The 20,596-nt window shown below is 49.8% G+C and carries 16 protein-coding genes; 6 read left to right on the plus strand and 10 right to left on the minus strand.

Annotation, left to right across the window (positions count from 1 at the left end):
• Positions 1 to 55: 55 nt before the first annotated feature.
• The gene (locus H6G89_RS20150) at positions 56 to 1,255 is read right to left on the minus strand and encodes a glycosyltransferase (protein ID WP_190509725.1); all 1,200 of its coding nucleotides are present in this window, start codon (positions 1,253 to 1,255) and stop codon (positions 56 to 58) included.
• A 246-nt stretch (positions 1,256 to 1,501) separates the two neighbouring features.
• Here H6G89_RS20150 and H6G89_RS20155 point away from each other — a divergent pair, with 246 nt between their 5' ends.
• A complete protein-coding gene (locus H6G89_RS20155) occupies positions 1,502 to 2,254 on the plus strand; it encodes a response regulator transcription factor (RefSeq protein WP_190509808.1) in 753 nt (250 codons plus the stop codon).
• Between the two features lie 402 nt (positions 2,255 to 2,656).
• Here H6G89_RS20155 and H6G89_RS20160 read toward each other — a convergent pair whose 3' ends face one another.
• From H6G89_RS20160 to H6G89_RS20175, 4 genes are all read right to left on the minus strand, one after another.
• Positions 2,657 to 3,058 (minus strand): Mo-dependent nitrogenase C-terminal domain-containing protein, encoded by a 402-nt coding sequence (locus tag H6G89_RS20160; protein WP_190509727.1) that lies wholly within the window; start codon positions 3,056 to 3,058, stop codon positions 2,657 to 2,659.
• A gap of 759 nt (positions 3,059 to 3,817) precedes the next feature.
• Complete coding sequence (locus H6G89_RS20165) at positions 3,818 to 5,578, minus strand: ribonuclease J (protein WP_190509729.1); 1,761 nt, start codon at positions 5,576 to 5,578, stop codon at positions 3,818 to 3,820.
• A gap of 224 nt (positions 5,579 to 5,802) precedes the next feature.
• A complete protein-coding gene (gene dapA / locus H6G89_RS20170; RefSeq protein WP_190509731.1) occupies positions 5,803 to 6,696 on the minus strand; it encodes a 4-hydroxy-tetrahydrodipicolinate synthase in 894 nt (297 codons plus the stop codon).
• Positions 6,697 to 6,719: 23 nt separating this feature from the next.
• Positions 6,720 to 7,772, minus strand: a complete 1,053-nt coding sequence (locus H6G89_RS20175) for an aspartate-semialdehyde dehydrogenase (protein ID WP_190509733.1) — start codon at positions 7,770 to 7,772, stop codon at positions 6,720 to 6,722.
• Between the two features lie 539 nt (positions 7,773 to 8,311).
• Here H6G89_RS20175 and tig point away from each other — a divergent pair.
• The 4 genes from tig (at position 8,312) to H6G89_RS20195 (ending at position 13,377) form a co-directional block, all read left to right on the plus strand.
• Complete coding sequence (tig, locus tag H6G89_RS20180; RefSeq protein WP_190509735.1) at positions 8,312 to 9,973, plus strand: trigger factor; 1,662 nt, start codon at positions 8,312 to 8,314, stop codon at positions 9,971 to 9,973.
• A gap of 375 nt (positions 9,974 to 10,348) precedes the next feature.
• The gene (clpP, locus tag H6G89_RS20185; protein ID WP_190509737.1) at positions 10,349 to 11,044 is read left to right on the plus strand and encodes an ATP-dependent Clp endopeptidase proteolytic subunit ClpP; all 696 of its coding nucleotides are present in this window, start codon (positions 10,349 to 10,351) and stop codon (positions 11,042 to 11,044) included.
• A gap of 9 nt (positions 11,045 to 11,053) precedes the next feature.
• Entirely contained in the window at positions 11,054 to 12,385 is a 1,332-nt protein-coding gene (gene clpX, locus H6G89_RS20190) for an ATP-dependent protease ATP-binding subunit ClpX (RefSeq protein ID WP_190509739.1), read from the plus strand.
• A gap of 98 nt (positions 12,386 to 12,483) precedes the next feature.
• Positions 12,484 to 13,377 (plus strand): alpha/beta fold hydrolase, encoded by an 894-nt coding sequence (locus H6G89_RS20195; RefSeq protein WP_190509741.1) that lies wholly within the window; start codon positions 12,484 to 12,486, stop codon positions 13,375 to 13,377.
• Between the two features lie 58 nt (positions 13,378 to 13,435).
• Here H6G89_RS20195 and H6G89_RS20200 read toward each other — a convergent pair whose 3' ends face one another.
• The 5 genes from H6G89_RS20200 to H6G89_RS20220 all read right to left on the minus strand — a co-directional run bounded on the left by H6G89_RS20200 (position 13,436) and on the right by H6G89_RS20220 (position 18,272).
• A complete protein-coding gene (locus H6G89_RS20200) occupies positions 13,436 to 14,482 on the minus strand; it encodes a pentapeptide repeat-containing protein (protein WP_190509743.1) in 1,047 nt (348 codons plus the stop codon).
• 303 nt (positions 14,483 to 14,785) lie between these two features.
• Entirely contained in the window at positions 14,786 to 15,061 is a 276-nt protein-coding gene (minE, locus tag H6G89_RS20205) for a cell division topological specificity factor MinE (protein ID WP_190509745.1), read from the minus strand.
• 69 nt (positions 15,062 to 15,130) lie between these two features.
• Positions 15,131 to 15,937, minus strand: a complete 807-nt coding sequence (gene minD / locus H6G89_RS20210; RefSeq protein WP_190509747.1) for a septum site-determining protein MinD — start codon at positions 15,935 to 15,937, stop codon at positions 15,131 to 15,133.
• A 62-nt stretch (positions 15,938 to 15,999) separates the two neighbouring features.
• Positions 16,000 to 16,797 (minus strand): septum site-determining protein MinC, encoded by a 798-nt coding sequence (minC, locus tag H6G89_RS20215; RefSeq protein ID WP_190509749.1) that lies wholly within the window; start codon positions 16,795 to 16,797, stop codon positions 16,000 to 16,002.
• Positions 16,798 to 16,937: 140 nt separating this feature from the next.
• Entirely contained in the window at positions 16,938 to 18,272 is a 1,335-nt protein-coding gene (locus H6G89_RS20220) for a four-carbon acid sugar kinase family protein (RefSeq protein WP_190509751.1), read from the minus strand.
• Between the two features lie 500 nt (positions 18,273 to 18,772).
• On the opposite strand from H6G89_RS20220, the gene H6G89_RS20225 reads away from it, so the two are divergent.
• The gene (locus tag H6G89_RS20225) at positions 18,773 to 20,578 is read left to right on the plus strand and encodes an EamA family transporter (protein WP_190509753.1); all 1,806 of its coding nucleotides are present in this window, start codon (positions 18,773 to 18,775) and stop codon (positions 20,576 to 20,578) included.
• Positions 20,579 to 20,596: the final 18 nt, after the last annotated feature.

The following is a 20,596-nucleotide window of genomic DNA, read 5'->3' on the forward strand; positions in this document are numbered from 1 at the left end:
CGAATTGACGTGCGATCGCTGAGGTAACAAGCAATAAACATGCTCAGGGCAGCGATTACTCCAATGGAGAACTACGAAGCGATCGCCCCCGCCATGTCCAGCCCCAACCCGTCTCCGTTTTGATAGCAGACCCAATCGCGATCGCCACAATCAGCACTCCCCCCACTGGTGTAAGCCACCAATAGCGAGGAGGAATGTGAGCAATCTGTTCCTCGGTGCGCCGCAAAGCATAGTGAAGTGTGATGGTAACAATAGACAAAGCGATCGCCACCCCATCTGCTATGGCAATGGAACCTGTAGCGGCCTGCCTTAACAGAACTCCTAAAGCAACCCACGGCAGCGTGCAGGTCATTAATATTGCCAGACAAAGGTGGGCGATCGTCTTGAGGCTTCGCTGACACCCTAAATAGAGGTTCTTCGTCCACCCCTCCCAGATGCTTGCCCAAGAGTCATACATCTGCACCGATGCCAGGTCGGCTCCTAACCTATAGCGCAAAGCAAAGCCATTGGATTTAATTTGTTGTGCCAGGGTGACATCCTCCACCACCTCAGCAGCAACAGATCGGTGTCCTCCAATCGCCTCATACGCCGATCGCCGAAACAACATAAACTGACCCGTAGCAAACGCCGTTTCATCCTGGGGATCATTCACCGCCGCAAAGGGAAACCCTGCCAATAAAACCCCAATCATCAACGGTTGAATCAACCACTCCGCCCAGCAACCACAGACAATCGCCGGGGCACAACTGAGCAAATCGGCGTTTTCCTGAACTGCGGCTGTCACTGCCGCTTCGATCGCCCCAGGTTTGAGCCGCATATCTGCATCTAAAAACAGCACATAGTCTGCTGTCAGCAACGTTGCCACCTGAGCACACGCCCAATTTTTGCCAACCCAAACTTCAGTGTGAGGTCGAGGTGCCCCAGACAGTAACTTGAGCCGTGGGTCGCCCAATTGCTGATACAACGCCTGAGCGATCGCCCAGGTTTCATCCGTAGATTGGTCATCTACTAACCACACCTCCAATTGCTCTGGCGGTAATGATGTGCTGTTTAGAATTGATTTCAGACAACTCTCTACATTGTTAGCTTCGTTATAAGCAGGCACGACAACTGCCACCGTTGATGAAAGTGGCGATCGTAGATCAAGATTGCTAGGCTGAGATAATCGAGGGGCTTGCTGAGCGACTTGTCGCAGCTTCAAACCATACAGCAGGGTAGTGAGCAACCCAAGGATGACAACTCCGTCGATAATCATTGAGAGCATTCCCCCTCACAAATCGCTTAATGACTGTCTTGAACTGAGCATCGTATCTTTGCAACGCCTAAATTTTTGCTGGATTTTTGGGCAACTTATTACAAAGTTTTGCTCTAGAGGCGGCTAATTCGCATTCATCAGGTGCACTTTATTCAGAAAGGCTTTAGAATCCTTACAGGAATCTTCTTATTCCTAAACAAGTTCTCAACAATTGCTACACATTTTGTCGTTAAGTCTTATTGAATGATGCCTCGGATACTCGTCATTGACGATGACCCTGCAATTTCAGAGCTGGTCGCTGTGAATTTAGAAATGGCTGGGTATGATGTCAGTCAGGCAACTGACGGCATCAAGGGTCAGGCATTGGCTCTTCAGCTATTGCCCGACCTTATTATGTTAGACCTGATGCTTCCTAAGGTAGACGGTTTTACAGTATGCCAGCGGTTGCGTCGGGATGAGCGTACAGCCGACATTCCAGTGCTCATGTTGACTGCATTGGGTCAAACCCAAGACAAAGTCGATGGCTTTAATGCTGGTGCTGATGATTACTTAACAAAACCCTTTGAAATTGAAGAAATGTTGGCACGGGTTCGGGCACTCCTGCGGCGCACCGATCGCATTCCCCAAGCTGCCAAGCACAGCGAAATTCTCAACTATGGTCCTCTAACATTGGTTCCTGAGCGATTAGAGGCAATTTGGTTTGACCAAACCGTGAAATTAACTCATCTAGAGTTTGAGTTACTGCACTGTTTGTTGCAACGCCATGGGCAGACGGTTTCGCCAAGTGAAATCTTGAAAGAGGTCTGGGGATACGACCCCGATGATGATATTGAAACAATTCGGGTTCACGTTAGACATTTGAGAACTAAGCTAGAGCCTGATCCCCGTCATCCCCGTTACATCAAAACCGTCTATGGTGCGGGCTACTGTCTAGAGTTGCCAGCCGTACAGACAGACGATGTCAGTGATACAGAGTCAGAATCCCCTACCGTTGCTTGATCTCGCAAGTATAGTTTTGGTCAGAAAGCCTAAGACAAAGGCAATGGCTCAAACATTGATTCTGGGAGAGGTTTCTGACTTCCCTTTGCCCTATCAAATGGGGCTATGGCTATAATGGGGTGATTTTTCAGAACCTACAAAGTAGGGGCGTTTAATCAAACGCCCCTGTCTTGTTTCATTGATATAGTAACCGAGGAGTTGGTTAGGACAGGGTGCAGGGGTGGAACCCTTAACTTGGGCGTAGCCCCCAACCCCCCTTGGATTAACTGTCTCAACAGTTACTCAAGCAATCCGTAGCTGGATGTGTCTCATCAGGATGGGTTATGAAGGCTTCGCCCCTGAGCAGCAGTCGCCCTTACACTTTGTCCTAATCGTGCCTGTAGCCACAGGGTTTAAGAATACCTAGCAGTAGGGGGTAATGTCCTCACCACACTCATCAGCTAGGTAACACAAGGCGCGAAATCGCAATGCAACCACTTCGTCATACAAGGGGTTCAGCTTGCAGAGAGGAGGAATGCGAAGGATCGTGCGACCAAAGAGCCGGATAGTTCGCTCAAACGGACATTGAGCGGGGATCAGTTGACAAAGTCGTCGCGCAACCTTTGCATCGCGAACATTGATGTTGTCTAGCCAGTGGCGTAGAGGTTGCAAAAGGTCGGATGTGGGTTTGGTCGGTTGGGGTTGGATGGGTTGGGTAGAGGGTTCTGAAGGGATGGCAACGGTTTGCCGATCGAGCCAAATCCAACTGACAAGCGCAATGTCTTGGGTGATGATGTTTTGCTGGTTACAGTCCGGTGCTTTCATCTGGGTTCCTCAGTAGTAGTGAGGTGGGACTTACCTATCGATAACCTACAGTCGTAAATCAGACTTTATCGGATGGGGATCGCAGATTTTAAGAGAAACCTTGCAAATCGATTAGAAGTGTAGAGCGATGACCCTTGTGCATCCCGTTTATCCTAAGTCTGGCTACTCCTGGTTATGTAAGGGAATGTGGCAGGTGATCAACTGTCCCCTTACTTAACGGTTTAATCTTGCCTCAAATCCGGAATCTTTTAGTGAGTAATCCCACTAAAATTTCCCTTACCGATTCTAGCGATTTAAGGGTTATCACGGATATGTTTGTACTAATCATCGCTAAAGGAAAAAGGCGATCGATGGTGAGGTAGAGCGATCGCTACGCCAACACACAACAGTCACGATGTATGGGTTGTTTTTTGCAAAGTCTACCCCTGTTCCACCTCAGCCAGGAGACTGGGGTGGTTAGGATGGGGTGCAGGGGTGGAACTCCTAGCTCCCCTCTGCCCTAAATGAAGTGGCGATAGCTATATATAGCTTTGGTCAGAAAACTTCAGACAAAGGAATAGCGCAAACCCTGATGCTGGGAAGGCTTCCTGGACTCGCCTCCGCCCCATTGTAATGTGGCTCCGGCTATAACCCTTGCGTCAGTAATGCTAATGTCACTGACATAAAAAAAGATGATGCGTTTGTTAACCGCACCACCGTCTCGACCGTAGGGGTGAAGTGTAATTCGCCCCTACGCAAACCTACTGACTGCATTCCTAATCAGGAAGCAACGCGCTCAACCGGACGCTGTCGTCTGGCTGCTTGAGCGGCTGATTCAGCTGGGGTTTGCAGCAAGAACACTAACATAGGATTGCTTTGTAGTTCTCGACGAATCAGACGACGCAATTCGGCTTCGAGGTGAGCCTGGAGTTTAGTCCACTCAACTTCGATTTCACCATCACCAAAGTTTTGGGTAAATTCCTTCCAGCGATCGCCCAGCACTGTCTCGATCGTCTGCACGACTAACTTCTCCAGACGGGCTTTTTCAACCGAGGTGACAACGCCCCGCAGATGAACCTCAGGTTTTGCCAGTAGTTCACCCCGCCAACCTACCGCAGCGGCGATCGTGATGATACCGTCTTCTGCAAGCTGTTGTCGTTCCCGCAGGACGTTTTGCCGAACAACACCCCCCCGTGAAGCATCCACCAACTCAACGCCAGAGGGAACCTTACCAGCAATCCGAATACTCTCCTGTGACAGTTCCACGACATCACCATTGTTGATGATCACCATATTTTCGGCAGGAATGCCCATACTCTTGGCTGTCTCAGCGTGTTTCACCAGCATTCGGTGTTCACCGTGAACAGGCAAGAAGAACTTAGGACGGGTCAACGCGATCATCAATTTTTGATCTTCCTGGGCACCATGACCGGAGACGTGGATCCCTTTCTCTCGTCCATAAATGACGTTTGCCCCCTGCATCATCAACTTGTCGATCGTATTGACAACGGCGATCGTGTTCCCAGGGATAGGGTTGGCAGAGAAGATGATCGTGTCACCCTGGCGCACTTTAACTTGTTTATGCTCCTGATTAGCGATACGGGTCATCGCCGCCATCGGTTCCCCTTGGGAGCCAGTGGTCAAAATCAAAACGCCGTTATCCGGAATCTTGTTGATCATATTAAGGGGCACAAACAAGCTGTCTTCACACTTGATGTAACCCAACAACCGCGCCTGAGCAATGACGTTGAGCATCGATCGCCCCAATACAGAAACCACACGCTGGTGCTTCTTCGCCAATTCCAAAATCATGTTGATGCGATGGACGGACGACGCAAAGGTGGTGACAAACAAGCGTCCATTTGCTTGAGCAAAGGCGCGATCGAGATTCGGAAACACCGATCGCTCAGAAGGAGTAGACCCCGGCACTTCAGAATTGGTCGAGTCACTGATCAGGCAAAGGACGCCTTTTTCACCGTGCTCTGCTAACCGTTGAAAGTCGAAAAACTCACCATCCACCGGAGTATGGTCAATCTTAAAGTCGCCTGTATGAATGACTACGCCTACGGGGGTATGGATGGCTACGGTAAAACTATCGGCGATCGAGTGGGTGTTGCGAATATATTCCACCAGGAAATACTTACCGATCCGTACCATGTCACGAGGTCGGACGGTTCTCAACTCGGTGCGATCGGCAACTCCGGCTTCTTCTAATTTGCCCTGGAGGAGTGCCATCGCCAGGCGAGGACCATACATCACAGGAATATCGAACTGCTTGAGGTGAAAGGGAATACCACCAATATGGTCTTCATGACCATGGGTGACAATCATGCCCTTGATTTTATGTTTGTTTTCACGGAGATAGGTGGTGTCTGGCAAGACCACGTTCACCCCATGCATCCCGTCGGTCGGAAAGGCTAGACCTGCATCCAGCAAGACAATCTCATCTTTGTATTCAAAAACGCAGGTATTTTTCCCAATTTCGTGTAATCCGCCTAGAGGAATAATTTTGAGTGTAGGTGACGATCCGTTTTGACTCATGTATGTCCTTAAAGAATGAAATGAAATGTTTGAAAAACAGCTATCAAGAGTGGAGACAAGATAGGAGTTGGGTAGACGCTAACCAGAACGCAAACGATTGATAGGTTCAACCGAAATTGATGAAAACGCTCTGAATTATGAAGTGGGGTCGGGCTATTCAGTTGTAAGGAAACCTTATGTCGGGGAGCTTAAAGGATATTGCTACTGCGTTAGAAACCAGCGTTTTAATCAGCAGCCAATAAATTAAGCTCGGTCATGATGGACTGAAGGGCTTGGACGACATCAGCTGTGACATCACACAGAGGAGGACGAGTCGAACCAACCTGCCATCCCTGAAGTCTCAGAGCAGCCTTAACGGGAATGGGGTTTGTGCTAAGAAACAGGGCTTTGAATAGAGGCAACAGTTGTAGGTGAATTTTAGTGGCAGTCTGAGTCTGTCCCTGCTCAAAAGCTTGAACCAACTGTTGGATCTCATCTCCTACAAGGTGACTGGCAACACTTACAACACCCTGACCACCAACCGCTAAAATTGGCAGGGTTAACGAGTCATCACCAGAGTAAATGCCAAACGTAGACGGGGTTAAACGACGCACCTGGCTGACCTGATCGAGGCTGCCACTAGCTTCCTTGACCGCAACGATGTTAGGAACTTCGGCGAGACGGGCGATCGTCTCAGGGAGGAGGTTTTGACCTGTGCGTCCTGGAATGTTGTAAAGCAACATCGGCAGGTCAGGACTAGCCTCGGCGATCGCTCGAAAGTGGTGGTACAAACCCTCCTGAGGTGGCTTGTTATAGTAGGGAACTACTTGGAGTGACCCATCTAATCCTAGTTTATCTGCTTTTTGAGTAGCTGCAATTGCCTCAGCGGTAGAATTTGACCCTGTCCCGGCGATAATCTTGGCTTTCCCTGCAACCGCTTGTTGAATTACCTGAAAAAGCTGATATTCCTCGTCCCAAGTGAGAGTTGGTGACTCACCTGTTGTGCCACAGACGACGAGTGTATCTGTGCCATGGTTGGCTAGATGCACAGCTAACGCCTCGGCGACCGCATAATCAACCCCACCATCCAGATTAAATGGGGTAATCATCGCAGTCAAAACTCGTCCAAAATTAGTCACACCTGTCTCCTACACCCAACTCCCTAAACCCTTGCACCAATCTCAATCTTGCCAGAGGATCGCAACAGGTTTTGGGCAATTAATAGCTCGGCAATTTGTACTGCATTCAGAGCAGCCCCTTTGCGGATTTGATCGCCACTCAGCCATAGCTCTAGCCCACAGGGATGGGAGATATCCTGGCGGATACGCCCTACCAGAACGTCATCTTGGCCTGTAGCTTCAACTGGCATTGGGAAGTAGTTAGCCTGCCAATCTTCAACAAGCTTGACACCGGGAGACTGACTTAAAATTTGTCGAGCCTGCTCTACATCAAATGGGGTTTCAAACTCTAGGTTAACGGCTTCTGAGTGGGCTCGCAATACTGGAACCCGTACACAGGTTGCCGTAATGCGGATTTTAGCGTCGCCAAAAATCTTGCGCGTCTCATTCACCATCTTCATCTCTTCCTGGCAATAACCCTGATCGTCAATTGGAGTGTTGTGAGGAAAGAGGTTAAATGCCAGTGGATAGGGAAAGATATCTGTTGGCGGGGTTTGATTGTTCAAAATCGCGATCGCCTGAGCCTTAACTTCCTCGATCGCCCGTGCTCCGGCTCCACTGGCAGCCTGGTAAGTAGAAACCACAACTCGCTGGATTGGTTTCACCTGATGCAGAGGATAGAGGGCCACCACCATCAAAATTGTGGAGCAGTTGGGATTGGCAATAATACCCCGATGACCTATTGCTGCCTGAGGGTTGACCTCTGGCACGACTAGCGGCACGGTGGGATCCATCCGAAAGGCACTGGAGTTGTCGATGACGACCGCTCCGGCTGCGACTGCCTGGGGTGCCCACTGTTTTGAGGTGGAACCGCCCGCTGATGCCAACACAATATCGATATTGTCAAAGGAGCGATCGCTGACTGCCTCAATGGTCAACGTTTCTCCCTGAAACGTCAGCGTTTTTCCGGCTGAACGGGAAGAGGCAAGCAGCTTAAGCTCTGCGAGGGGAAATTGACGCTCGGCTAACAGGGTTAAAAGTTCAGTTCCAACAGCCCCAGTCGCTCCTAAAATAGCAACCCGATATGAGTTTGGCAAAATTAATTTCCTCCAACGAATTTTAATGAATGGTGACTAACGCTAGAAAGTCAACGCCAAATAACAATTCTGATAAAATCGCGATTTTTACGAATCCATGAACTAACTCTATAAGCATAGCCAGTATAGCCTCTGGACTCTCTCCTAACGATAAAAACTGGCTTGAAGCTAAATATTTTTCCTAGTCAAAAATTTATAGTTACCGTTGGTTAACAGAGGGCAGAACCACCCACAACCCACTCAATCAGAGATCTGGCAAGGATCAGGTCACTATTCCATAGGGCTGGCGAGATCACGAAACATAGTTAGACATTATCACTTAGATATCCCAGGTGAATAGCTATTTAAGGGTGAAAACGGCTAAGACCCTAGTTTAAAGGCACCCCATCGAAAAACTCTATCTGCACCTAATTGTTAAGATTGCCTCATCTCAAAACTTATTGAGAATCACATCGGTTTAATCGAGATCAGTTACTATAGCTAATTGCGGTGATATCAAAAAATTTAAGTAGCCGCGTGATTGTGCCACGAGAGAACCGATGAAAGTAATCCAGGAAAAGCTGCCCGCTAGCCAGATTGGTCTAGAAATTGAAATCACCCCTGAAGCGTCTAAACAGGCGTATGAGAAAACCCTGCAAGATTTCATGCGCTCGATGAACATTCCTGGCTTTCGCAAGGGCAAAGTGCCACGTCAGGTTTTGATTCAGCGGCTTGGGTCAACTCGCATCAAAGCTGCTGTGATTGAAGAATTGATCGACAGCAGCCTGAAGCAGGCGATCGAACAGGAAAAGATTGAGGCGATTGGGAACTTTGAATTGCGATCGCCCTTTGAAGAGTTGATCAACCAATTTGATCCCGGTTCTGCCTTCACCTTTTCAGCGGCAGTAGACGTCTCTCCAACACCGACCCTCGACCAATACCAAGGGTTCCAGATTCAAGCCGAAGAAATTGCCTACAAGCCTGAGCGGGTTGACGAGGTATTGGAGTCCTATCGCAACCGCATGTCAACCCTCGTTCCTGTCGAAAATCGAGCCGCTCAAGAAGGTGACGTAGCCGTTGTAGACTTTACAGGACGGTTAGCTCAAGCTCCCGAAGAAGGTTCGGATGAAATTCCCGGTGGCAGCGCAACTGATTTTGAAATTGAACTGACGGAAGGCAGGTTCATCGAAGGATTCATCGAAGGGATTATTGGTATGACTCCTGGGGAGAGCAAGGATGTTGAAGTGAGCTTCCCAGAGGGCTACCCTCAGCCCGATTTAGCAGGCAAAGCAGCCGTCTTTTCCATCACATTGAAGGATCTGAAGGAAAAGGAACTGCCTGAGCTGGATGACGATTTTGCTCAGGACGTCAGCGACTTTGAAACGCTCCAGGAGTTGCGCGACTCGTTAGAAGCCCGCTTCAAGAAGGAAGTTGAGGAGAAAACGCAATCCAATAAGGAGCAAGCCATCCTCAACGAGTTGGTGAAGCACATTCAAGTTGACCTTCCGGAAACGCTGATCAAACAAGAAATCAACTACATGCTGACTCAAACTGCAATGCAGTTAGAGCGTCAGGGCATGGATATTAAACAAATGTTTACACCAGAAATGGTGCAGCGATTGCGGGAGCAATCTCGACCAGAGGCGATCAGCCGCATTCAACGCACGATGGCACTGGGTGAGGTTGCTAAGCGAGAGTCGATCAAGGTTGAACCAGCCGAGATCGAAGCCAAAGTGAATGAAATGCTCCAAGACTTTGCGGGGCAGGATATTGACATCAATCGACTGCGCCAGGTTGTGGAAGAAGACCTGCTGAAGGAGAAGATCTTTGCCTGGCTAGAAGAGCACTCCACGCTAGAACTGGTGCCCGAAGGGTCACTTGCCCCGGCTGAAGCTCCCGTCGAAGAAGCTCAGACTGACACACCTCCTGCTGAGGAAACAGCCGTTGCCGAAACCCCGGTCGCATCTGAGGCTACAGTTGAAGCAACCGCTGTTGCTGTGCCTGATGCCCCAGTCGCTACGCCTGCCCCCAGTCCGGAAAAAGCAACCAAGAGCAAGAAATCGGCTGAGCCAGAGACGGCGTCAACTTCTGCGGCTGAACCCACCGAAGAGAAGTCGGCTGAACCCGCTAAGAAAACTTCGCGATCGACTAAAAAAACTAAAGGCAAAGCGGCGGATACTGACTCAGATGCTACGTCATCGCCACCCTCCGAAGAGGTTTAGGATTGTGGATTTCACAAACCCGCAACTGTACGGGTGGGTTTAGCAAACAATCTATGCTCTGCAATGGATTTGACGGCAAAACTCGCCCAACAAACGTCGAACCTACTTAATTCCCATTCCTAATGTCAAAGATGCTGAACATAGTCTTTCGAGTGGCGCATCTTACAGCAGTCCTACTGTAAGATCGACGTTTTAAGCCTGGGTATACCTACATCGGGGATTTGTTACACGAATGCAACAATTTGCATCCAACTTGTAGCATTTCCCGGATTCCCAACCAGTCTTAATTCAGTTGAGGCATAATGTCGGATATGGCATTACAAGATTGACAAGCCCCAACTCATTTTGCTCTTAAACATGCCTTCCCTTGATTCTATGATTTCCTCCCAATTCGATCGCAACCCAACCATTGCAGCTCAACCCTATAGTCTCTACTCTGGTGGAGCTAGCAATGCGTTTCCTCCCATGGTTGTTGAGCAGTCGGGGCGAGGCGAACGGGTATTTGACATCTACTCCCGCTTACTCCGAGAACGCATTATTTTTATCGGCACCCCGATTGATGATGCGGTCGCTGATTCTGTTGTGGCACAACTGCTTTTCTTGGCGGCTGAAGATCCCGAAAAAGATATTCAACTCTATATCAACTCCCCCGGTGGCTCAGTGACGGCGGGTATGGCAATGTACGACACGATCCAATTTATCGAGCCTGATGTCGTTACGATTTGTTATGGGTTGGCTGCTAGTATGGGAGCTTTTCTGTTATCGTGCGGCACGGCAGGCAAACGTTTATCCTTACCCAGTTCTCGCATCATGATTCATCAGCCGCTTGGGGGTGCTCAAGGTCAAGCAGTTGATATCGAGATCCAGGCAAAAGAAATTTTGTATCATAAGCGCAAACTCAATGAGTTGTTAGCCCACCATACGGGTCAACCCCTTGAACGCATTGAGGCTGACACAGAGCGCGATTTCTTTATGTCCGCTGAGGAAGCAAAGAATTACGGTCTGATTGATCAGGTCATCTCACGGCAAGACCTTCCTTCTGCTCGAGAGACTCTCACCGCATTGAAATAAGAGGCGACTATGACCAAATACGACTCCCATCTTAAGTGTTCATTCTGTGGTAAGTCGCAAGAGCAAGTTCGTAAGCTGATCGCGGGTCCAGGAGTTTATATCTGTGACGAATGCGTTGACCTCTGCAATGAGATCTTAGATGAGGAGTTGTTTGACTCAAGTGCCACGGTTCCTCAGCCTTCCCCTCGCCGAGAGCAACAGCCAGAAAAACGACAACCGCGATCGCCCCATGTATCTCTTAATCAAATTCCCAAACCCAGGGAGATCAAGAAGCACCTGGACGAGCATGTGATCGGGCAGGATGAAGCTAAGAAAGTTCTGTCTGTAGCGGTCTATAACCATTACAAACGACTGAGCTTCACCCAGTCAAAAGGCAAGATTGAAGATTCGGTAGAGCTACAAAAGTCTAATATCCTGCTGATTGGTCCGACTGGATGTGGCAAAACTCTGCTGGCTCAAACTCTGGCAGAAATGTTGGATGTGCCTTTTGCGGTGGCTGATGCCACTACCCTGACAGAGGCAGGCTATGTCGGTGAAGACGTAGAAAATATCTTATTGCGGCTATTGCAGGTTGCTGACCTTGACGTTGAAGAAGCTCAACGCGGCATTATCTACATCGACGAAATTGATAAGATTGCCCGCAAGAGCGAGAATCCGTCCATTACCCGTGACGTATCGGGTGAAGGGGTGCAGCAAGCTCTGCTGAAAATGTTGGAGGGGACAATCGCTAACGTTCCTCCTCAGGGTGGGCGTAAACATCCCTATCAAGATTGCATTCAAATCGACACCAGCAACATTCTGTTTATCTGTGGTGGGGCGTTTGTCGGACTCGACAAAGCCGTCGAGCAACGGATGGGCAAAAAGACGATGGGCTTTATTCAGCCTGGAGAAAACCAGCCTAAAGAGAAACGGGCGGCAGATGTGTTGAGGCATTTGGAGCCTGACGATCTGGTGAAGTTTGGTATGATTCCCGAATTTATTGGTCGTGTACCTGTGATTGCGGTGGTTGATCCCCTGGATGAAGATGCGTTAACCGCAATCTTGACTGAGCCTCGCAATGCTCTGGTGAAGCAGTATCAAAAACTGCTGAAGATGGACAATGTGCAGCTTGAGTTTAAGCAGGATGCGGTGCGGGCGATCGCCAAGGAAGCCTATCGTCGCAAGACGGGAGCTAGAGCCCTGCGGAGCATCGTAGAAGAACTGATGCTCGATGTGATGTATGAACTGCCCTCGCGCAAGGATGTGACTCGGTGTACCATTACTCGCGAAATGGTAGAGAAGCGGTCTACAGCCGAGTTGCTATTGCATCCTTCATCGCTGCCCAAACCTGAATCAGCTTAAATCCCAGTGCTGAGAAAATAAAACTTTCGGTGGGGGCATGGTGTACCATGTCCCTACACTTATTTTTTTGACTTCATCTAGATTCACAGCGTCTTCCAATGCCCTACCTTTCGATTCGGGGAGTAGACCACTACTACCAGTGGATCACAGCCACAGGATCAGAGCGATCGCCTTCATCAACCAAGCCCGTTATGGTGTTTATGCATGGTTGGGCAGGCTCCGCCCGTTATTGGGAGAGCACCGCACAGGCGTTAGCCAATGAGTTTGATTGTTTGCTATATGATTTGCGCGGTTTTGGGCGATCGTCCCTGCCCCGACCCGTTCCTGAGACAGTATCGGCGATCGGTTACGAGTTGGAAACCTATGCTGATGATCTGGCAAGTTTGCTAGATGAATTCCAGATCGATCAGATCTACTTAAATGCCCATTCCACTGGCTCATCGATTGCAGTCTTTTTTCTAAATCTCTATGCTCAACGGGTCAAGCAAGCCATTTTGACCTGTAGTGGCATCTTTGAGTATGACGAGAAAGCATTTAACGCCTTTTACAAGTTTGGCGGCTATGTCGTCTCCTTCCGTCCCAAGTGGCTTTCAGCGATTCCTGGCATCTCGCGTATATTTATGGCTCGCTTCGTTCGCAATGCCCTACCCAATCCCATTAGTCGTGCCTTTCTGGATGACTTTTTAATGGCAGATTATGAAGCTGCCATGGGCACAATTTACACCGCTGTCAGTAAGAGAGCCGTAGAGGTGATGCCGCAGGAGTTTAAGCAATTAACAGTGCCGACGTTGCTGATCTCAGGGCAATATGACCAGATCATCCCCGCTGACATGGGGCGACAAGCCGCAGCCCTCAATCCTCTAGTGCAGCATATCGTGATGCCCAATACAGCCCATTTCCCTATGCTGGAAGACCCAGAAACCTATCTCAACCATCTACATCAGTTTTTGAAGCAGGAAGTGGGGAGTAAGAGTGTTGGTAATCAGGAATAGCCGTGGAGGGTGCAGGGTAGAGAAATCAGTTAGTGTTTCAGACTACGCGTGACGTCAGTTACTCATGAATTTTGCCGTCGGGCATTGTAGCTCCAGTGAGACAAACTCCTGTCAAATCAGCCTCCCAAAGGTTTGCTTGCCGGAGATTGGCATAGCTCAGGTTGGCTCCTGCCAGATTAGCTCGACTGAGGTTTGTCATCACCAAATTTGCTCGAACTAAATTAGCTCCTGCCAGATTGGCTTCATTGAGGGTTGCTTCTCTCAGGTCAGATTCGGTGAGAATGCTGGCATTTAACTCGGCTTGATAGAGATTTGACCCAATTAAATTCGCTCCGATTAAAACGGCTCCTTTCAGGTTAGCGTGGCTGAGATTTGCCATACACAGGTTGGCCAGACTCAGATTGGCTTTGCTCAGGTTGGCGTTGTACAGAGTTACGCCAATCAGGTTAGCCACACATAGGATTGCAATACTCAGGTTGGCATTGCGAAAGTCAGCCTCCCGTAAGTTGGCTTGGCTCAAAGTTGCCTCTCGCAGATCTGCCCAACTAAAGTTAGCCGCATACAGGGTTGCCTGACTGAGGTTTGCAGTGTAGAGGTTAGCCTGTCGCAGATCAGTGCGGCTGAGGTTGGCGCGGTTTAGATTTGCCATGCAGAGGTCGGCATGGCTCAAAGTGGCATAGCTTAAATTGGCTGATCTCAGGATGGCTTCTCGCAGGTTTGTTCCTTTGAGATTAGCCGTGCAGAGCACCGCCCTGGAAAGATCGGCATTTCTCAGGTCAGCCTCCGTCAAGTTCGCTTCTCGCAAGTCGGCGGCAATTAAGTTGGTTTCACGCAGATTCGCTTCGCTCAGGTCGGCTGTGTAAAAAGTGGATTCTGTCAGGTTGGCACGCTGCAAATTTGCTTTTCGCAAGCTTGCCATACAGAAGTCAGCATGATCCAGAATCCCTTCAGTCAGGTCAACACTACTGAGGGTCGCTTCTCTGAAGTTAGTTTGGTTTAAAACTGCCTGTCTCAGATTAGGGCTGATGTCAGCATGGTCTGCACGCCAATGGTTCCAGCGTGCAATCCCTTCTTGCAGCAACGATAGATGTTCCGCGTTTGCCATCTAGAGCACCTAAGCCATCTCAACAGGTATAGCAACCCTAGTTAGAACGGGTGCGGGGATGGAGCTTCTGGTTAGAGGCAACACCCCACACCCCCTTCAAATTCAAGTTATGTGGCGATCGCTATATCTTTAGTGTGCCCACTTGTAGCACTGACTGGATGGATATCGGGAAATTGTTAATAATAGCTCTGGTCAGAAAGCTGAGGACAACGGCAAGGGGTCAAACCCTGATTCTGAGGCAGCTTTTCGACTCGCCTTCACCCCATTAAATCTGGCTACGGCTATCCCTGTTGTCGAACGGCACTAAAGCTCAGCCTTGACTCGGCGGATGGGCAAGTTGGCAATCAAGGCCGTTGCCCGCTGATTGTTTTCCAGCAAAAATTCTGTCTCTTCGGGGTCAATCTCGACATATCGAGCCACTACCTCCAGGATCTCTTGCCGCATCTTTTCGACCAGAGCCGGAGGCAAATCAGCGCGATCGTGAGCTAACACGATTTGTAAACGCTGTTTAACTTGCTCACGGCTACTAGGAGTCGTGTTCGGGCGAGGAAAGAGCCGTTCGAGGAGTTCATGGAACATGGAAGCGGTTGGCAGGGGGTGAGGTGGCAGAAAAGGTTGGAAGCGCAGCGTCAGGACATGATGATGGGCTTAGTCGCGAGATGCACGAAAGAACCGACGAATCCGAGAAAAGAGGTCATCGTGCGTTGCGGTCAAATCGATAAACGGAACGGTTTCCCCCTCTAAACGGCGGGCAATGTTACCAAAGGCGATCCCAGCTAGCGTGACGGTTTGGGAGAGTACCAGAGGTTCTCCTTTGTTAGTGGAGACAATCACCCGTTCATCATCTGGGATGACCCCAATCAGGGGAATTGCGAGAATTTCCTGCACATCTTTAACAGACATCATCATGTCTTCTTGCACCATTGCTGGCTTGAGCCGATTGACAATGAGATTGATTTTTTTGATGTTGTTTGCTTCAAGTAGACCAATAACGCGATCGGCATCTCGCACAGCGGCAATCTCTGGGGTGGTGACAATGAGGGCTTCTTGAGCAGCGGCAGTAGCATTTTGAAACCCCATCTCAATTCCAGCTGGACTGTCAATGAGAATGAAGTCGAAAGACTCTGTCAACGTATTCACGATCTGCTTCATTTGCTCAGGAGTAACCGCCTCTTTGGTGCGATTTTGAGCAGCAGGCAAAAGTGCCAGATTGGGCTGACGTTTATCTTTGACCAGGGCTTGCTCTAGACGACAATCACCTGACAGAACCTCAACAGCGGTGTAAACGATGCGATTTTCTAAACCTAACAGCAGGTCTAAATTCCTCAGACCAAAGTCGGCATCCACGACCGCAACTTTGTGATTGCGCTGAGCAAGAGCCATGCCTAAGTTGGCAGTACAGGTTGTTTTACCAACCCCGCCTTTACCAGATGTGACAACGATGATGCGACTCATGATTTGCTGGAGTGAATAACAGGATGAACGTCAGGTCAGGGAAATGAGTGAGTAGGTGGCACTTAACTCAGGTGGTTGATTAGTCGAGTGCGAGAGAAATCAGAGGCTTTGGCAATGCGAATCCCTTCGGCGGAAACGTAGGCAATTTCAGGGTGATATTGATCCGGTGGGGTTTCGGGTGCGCGTGCAACCTGATCAGCAATCCGAATCTGAGTTGGCTCCATGCGTAGTGCCATGATTAGACAGCGACTATTCCCGGCGGCACCTGCCTGCACTACACCGCGCAGATTGCCCCAAACCAGAATGTCGCCATCAGCGATGATCGTGCTACCGGGGTTGACATCTCCCAAGATTACCACTGTACCAGGATGGCGGATTTCCATACCTGATCGCAGGGTCGTTTGGAGATAGAGCGGATCAGCCAGGGCTTGCCCAGACTCGGCGGGTTGGTTGAGGTGGGCGATCGGAGAGTGTTGCTCGACGGAATATCCGATCGTAACAGCCGCAACGGCAGTTTGACGACGACTTGTGTAAACCCGTTTAAGTTGGAGTTGGGCTTCGTTGAGTGCATCCGCGATCGCCTGGAGTTGGCGCACATCGAGCAAACGATCGCGAGCAATCAGGTGAACGGCGGTGTTGGGCTGCCAGAAGCGATCGCCAGCATTTAGTCGTTGTCTCAGTTGTTGCCATACATCTGCCCAGGTGGTGCTCAGGGGCGTCTCTTCTTCCGGCTCTGGTGGTAGCAGAAGTAGCAACCGACCTCCCTCACTTTTAAACCGGACTTGTAAATGAGGGGTGACATCGGGCAGGGGTTGAGAAATTGGTGAGATTGGGGCGGGTGCAGAAGTGTCAGAATTCATGCGGTCGTCGGGTGGTTAGGCACTGATGGAGCTAAGATAACTACTCATATTAGTAGTCAAGCTGCGATTAGACAAAAAAATTAACGTTATCCCTCTGGTCGTGCTCTAAGAGTCATCACTTGAGGATGAATTGGCAAGCTCTAAGCAGGTTTGGGGTTGCGGCTGAGACGCAAATACGCCTCGGCTAAAGAGGTGCGATCGCCCACATTTCCGGGAAACAGCACCACAGGTAGATTGGGGAACTGCGGATGATTGGCAGGTGTGCGAACGATAGAGCATCCTGGCAAGATCTGTCCCAACAGGCGGGCGGTAGTTAAAGCTAACCCCTGACTCAAAACATCATTGGAGGTGATGCCCCCTTTGCTAATCAAAAATCCGATATCGGTCGGCAAACCCCTGACCACATCCATTAAGAGTTGAGACACAGCCAAGCCAAAGTCCAGGCGGGTTTGCACATCAGCAAAGGTGAGTTCCTGACGACTGGTAAACACAACGGGGGTTTTGCCATCGGCATGAGCGCGATGCACCTGATCCAGCGTGTGTTGCAGCAAGTCAGCCCGTTGAGTCGCCGATTCGTCTAATAAATGCACCACATCGACTTCGATCGCCACTGTTCCCTCCGCTTGCAACAGGTGTTCCAGTTGCTCCGTCGTCTTTTTCACATGGGAACCGACGATCACCACTCCGGCTTGACCGTCACGAGTATACGCCGCCATGTCTTCTGGGGCAATGGGTTGCGGAGGCAACGCTGCTAATGCAGTCAGCAGACTGGCGGCACTGCGAAACAAAAACCGCTTACCCTGAGAGGCAGCCGCGAGAATATCACTGGCAAATTGATTCAAGTCAGCCTGAGTCTCGGCATCTACCACCACACACTGATTGTCCTTGAGGTGCAGCAGGCGATCGAAACTGCCTGCGCGAATATCGGCTAACAAAAACCGCTCTACAGCCGTGGCGGGAATGCGTCCTCTGGTTTTTTCTTCGACGTAATCGGGCAAGTAACTGTGGCTAAAGGCAAAGACAGAGTCACGAGCAAACTCAGTCGTATGAACGGGCGTCTCCACCCCATTAACGATGAGGTAGTGGATGCTATCGCGGGTGATGCGTCCTCCCTCAAAAAAAGCAGGGGTCAGAAAGTGAGCATCAAATGGACCTAACTCTTGGGCGATCGCGTCTGTCTCAATTGGGTAGTGTCCTCTGAGGGTTGAGTCAGAGCGGCTGACAATCAAAAAGTCGCTAATTCCCTCCAGGGCGATCGCTTGCTTTAAGTTATGGCAGACCTCCCGTGTCACTGCATCAGCTTGGGTTGGGGTGAGGGCTCGCGTATTGGTCAGCACGAAAAAGATTGGTGCCTCATCTGTCAAGCCAATACGAAGCGTGTCCACATCCCAACGAGTCAGCAACAGACAACTGTGAACCGTTTGGGAACCTGTCGGGTCGTCATCTAAGACAATAATTTTAGGGTTAGCTGTCATAAAGGAGTGCGACTACAAAAAGGCACAATAATTAAAGAATGAACAACAATAAAGAGTCATGCGTTGAATGTCGTGTTGGGTCAATTTACACCCCCCGATCAAACCGCTTGTCTTTGCACCTTACCATGTCGTAGAGCGATTTCTTTGAGGTGGTTTGACCTGACTGAAATAGGGAAAGTTTAGAGTAGAGGCGAAGCATCAGACGCTTGGACATGCCTTATCGCTGCGTCACGCCAGCGTCACTTCCCTCCACGTTAACCAGTGGTTTGAGAACTCAGCGATGATCAGGTCGCTTCACAAAATGAAATGCCGATTTGTTCCTGTTGCGATCGCCAATTGCTTCAAATGCCAGTTTTATTGAGTAGAATGTTTAGCAATTTGTGAGATTTCAGAGATATCATCGCGTTAGTTGTAGCAAATCACAATTCTGACCTCAGGGTTCTAATTGCACTCAAACACGCAAGATAACTTTTAGTGAATAAGCGAGGGGCTGCACACGAATGGGGCGACTGGACGATTTACCCGAATACTCTGCCTCAGGAGAGCTAAATACTGCGGAATCCGTGTTGAAAGCAGTAACGCAAGATCTAAAGACCTTGCAACATGATTTAGTTGTCCAGTTAAAGCAAGATGTCAAACGACTCCAAGCTGAAAAGTCTCACTTGCTCAATGAGATTGAGAAACTGCAAGCTCAACATGAGATGTTGCAGTCTGAGCAAAATACACTGTTGACCCGGCAACAGTTGGCACAACAACAACTGTGGGCAAAACAACTGGCGCAGGCACTGGCGGCTCATCTACAAACCCAACTGCTTCAGCGGATGCAAGCTGATCCCTACGCCAAACCGGGACCCAATACATCAGCTGCTCCGCTTCAGGGAACCGCCAACGACAACGCCTATCAGGTTTTGTCTTCGATCGATGCGACCCTGAACCGCACGATGAACTCTCTGCGGCAAGACCTAAACAGTTATCAAAGCTCGCTATCGCAACAGATCAGTCGGATGCAAACCCTGGAACAGCAGGGTGAAGCGATCTTGCAGGCGTTAGTGAATCGGCTCAGTCAACAGTTACAGTCAGAAACGGCAGCCCGCCCTTTGAATGGGGGGTCTGTGCCCCCTGGCAGTGGCTACCGTACGAATGGGGGAGGAAATGGTTACCCCGTCTCCAATGCCCCCTATCCCTATGTCACCCACCCAACTAAACCCGATGCAGCGGTGCTTCCGGTTCCTCCAGTGGTGCCACCGGAGCCATCTCTCGCAACGGGGCGATCGCCCCAACGCACTCAGCAGTGGTCTGAATTTCAACTGGGGTTGGTGTTGATCTTGCTATCTACGATCGCCCTGTCACTCCACAACGTTGTCGTCGGCATTATTGGCAACCCCAGCAGCATTTTTGGGGTGTTTAGTTTAGGCGGATACATTCAACTCAACAGTTTGGGTAACTCCCTGTGGATCTTGTGGGTACGGATGTTGATCGTGCTGCCACTGATTGCGGCTCTGGCAACCCGGTTTTATCCACCCGCCTGGAAAGCCATCAAATCTTTCTTTGTCTCTGGCAATCGTCAGTTGCAATTCAGTGTGGTGAGCAGTGGGTTCTTTCTGTTTCTCTCACAGATCTTGATTTACATCGCGATCGCTCAGGTGGGTCCCGGTGTAGCCGTCACGATTCTATTTATGTACCCAATCGTGGTCGTGCCCCTCGCCTGGTTACTGTTCCGCGATCGCCCCACGCCCCTCCGCTGGACGGTGATGTTTGCCATTTTATCGGGCGTAATCCTCACTGCATTTCCTAAGTTGGCAGCAACAACGAATATTTCCTGGCTAGGCGTAGGCTGTGCTGTGATGTCGGGCATCTTCTTTGCCTTCTATCTCCTATTCATGCAAATTAGCTTCAAATGCAAGCTACATCCGGTGCCAGTGAGTGTGATTCAGTTCTTCACCATCTTTGTGTTGACTAGCTTTAGCTTGCTGCTGCCGTTAGGCCCGCGTGTGTTACCTGATGGGCAACTGGGATTCATTGCCGGGGGAATTGTCTTAGGAACCCTAACCTTCCTGGGGTATCTACTCAATAACTTTGGTGTGGGGCTCATCGGACCTGCACGCGCCGCTATCATTGCATCGAGCGGACCTGTTTTGACGGCTCTTCTGGCGTTTTTCATCACCCCTAGCTCACGTACTGCCCTGCAAGGGGTGCAATGGTTGGGCATCGTGATCGTCACTGTCAGTGTGATTGCTCTTAGCTTCGAGAAGATGCTAACGCAGATGAAAGATACTAAGTCCGTTAACGCTAAACCAGCGAGATAATAGGTCAGCGGTGTCGCT

The sequence above is a fragment of the Oscillatoria sp. FACHB-1407 genome, assembly GCF_014697545.1.
Taxonomy (GTDB): Bacteria; Cyanobacteriota; Cyanobacteriia; order Elainellales; family Elainellaceae; genus FACHB-1407.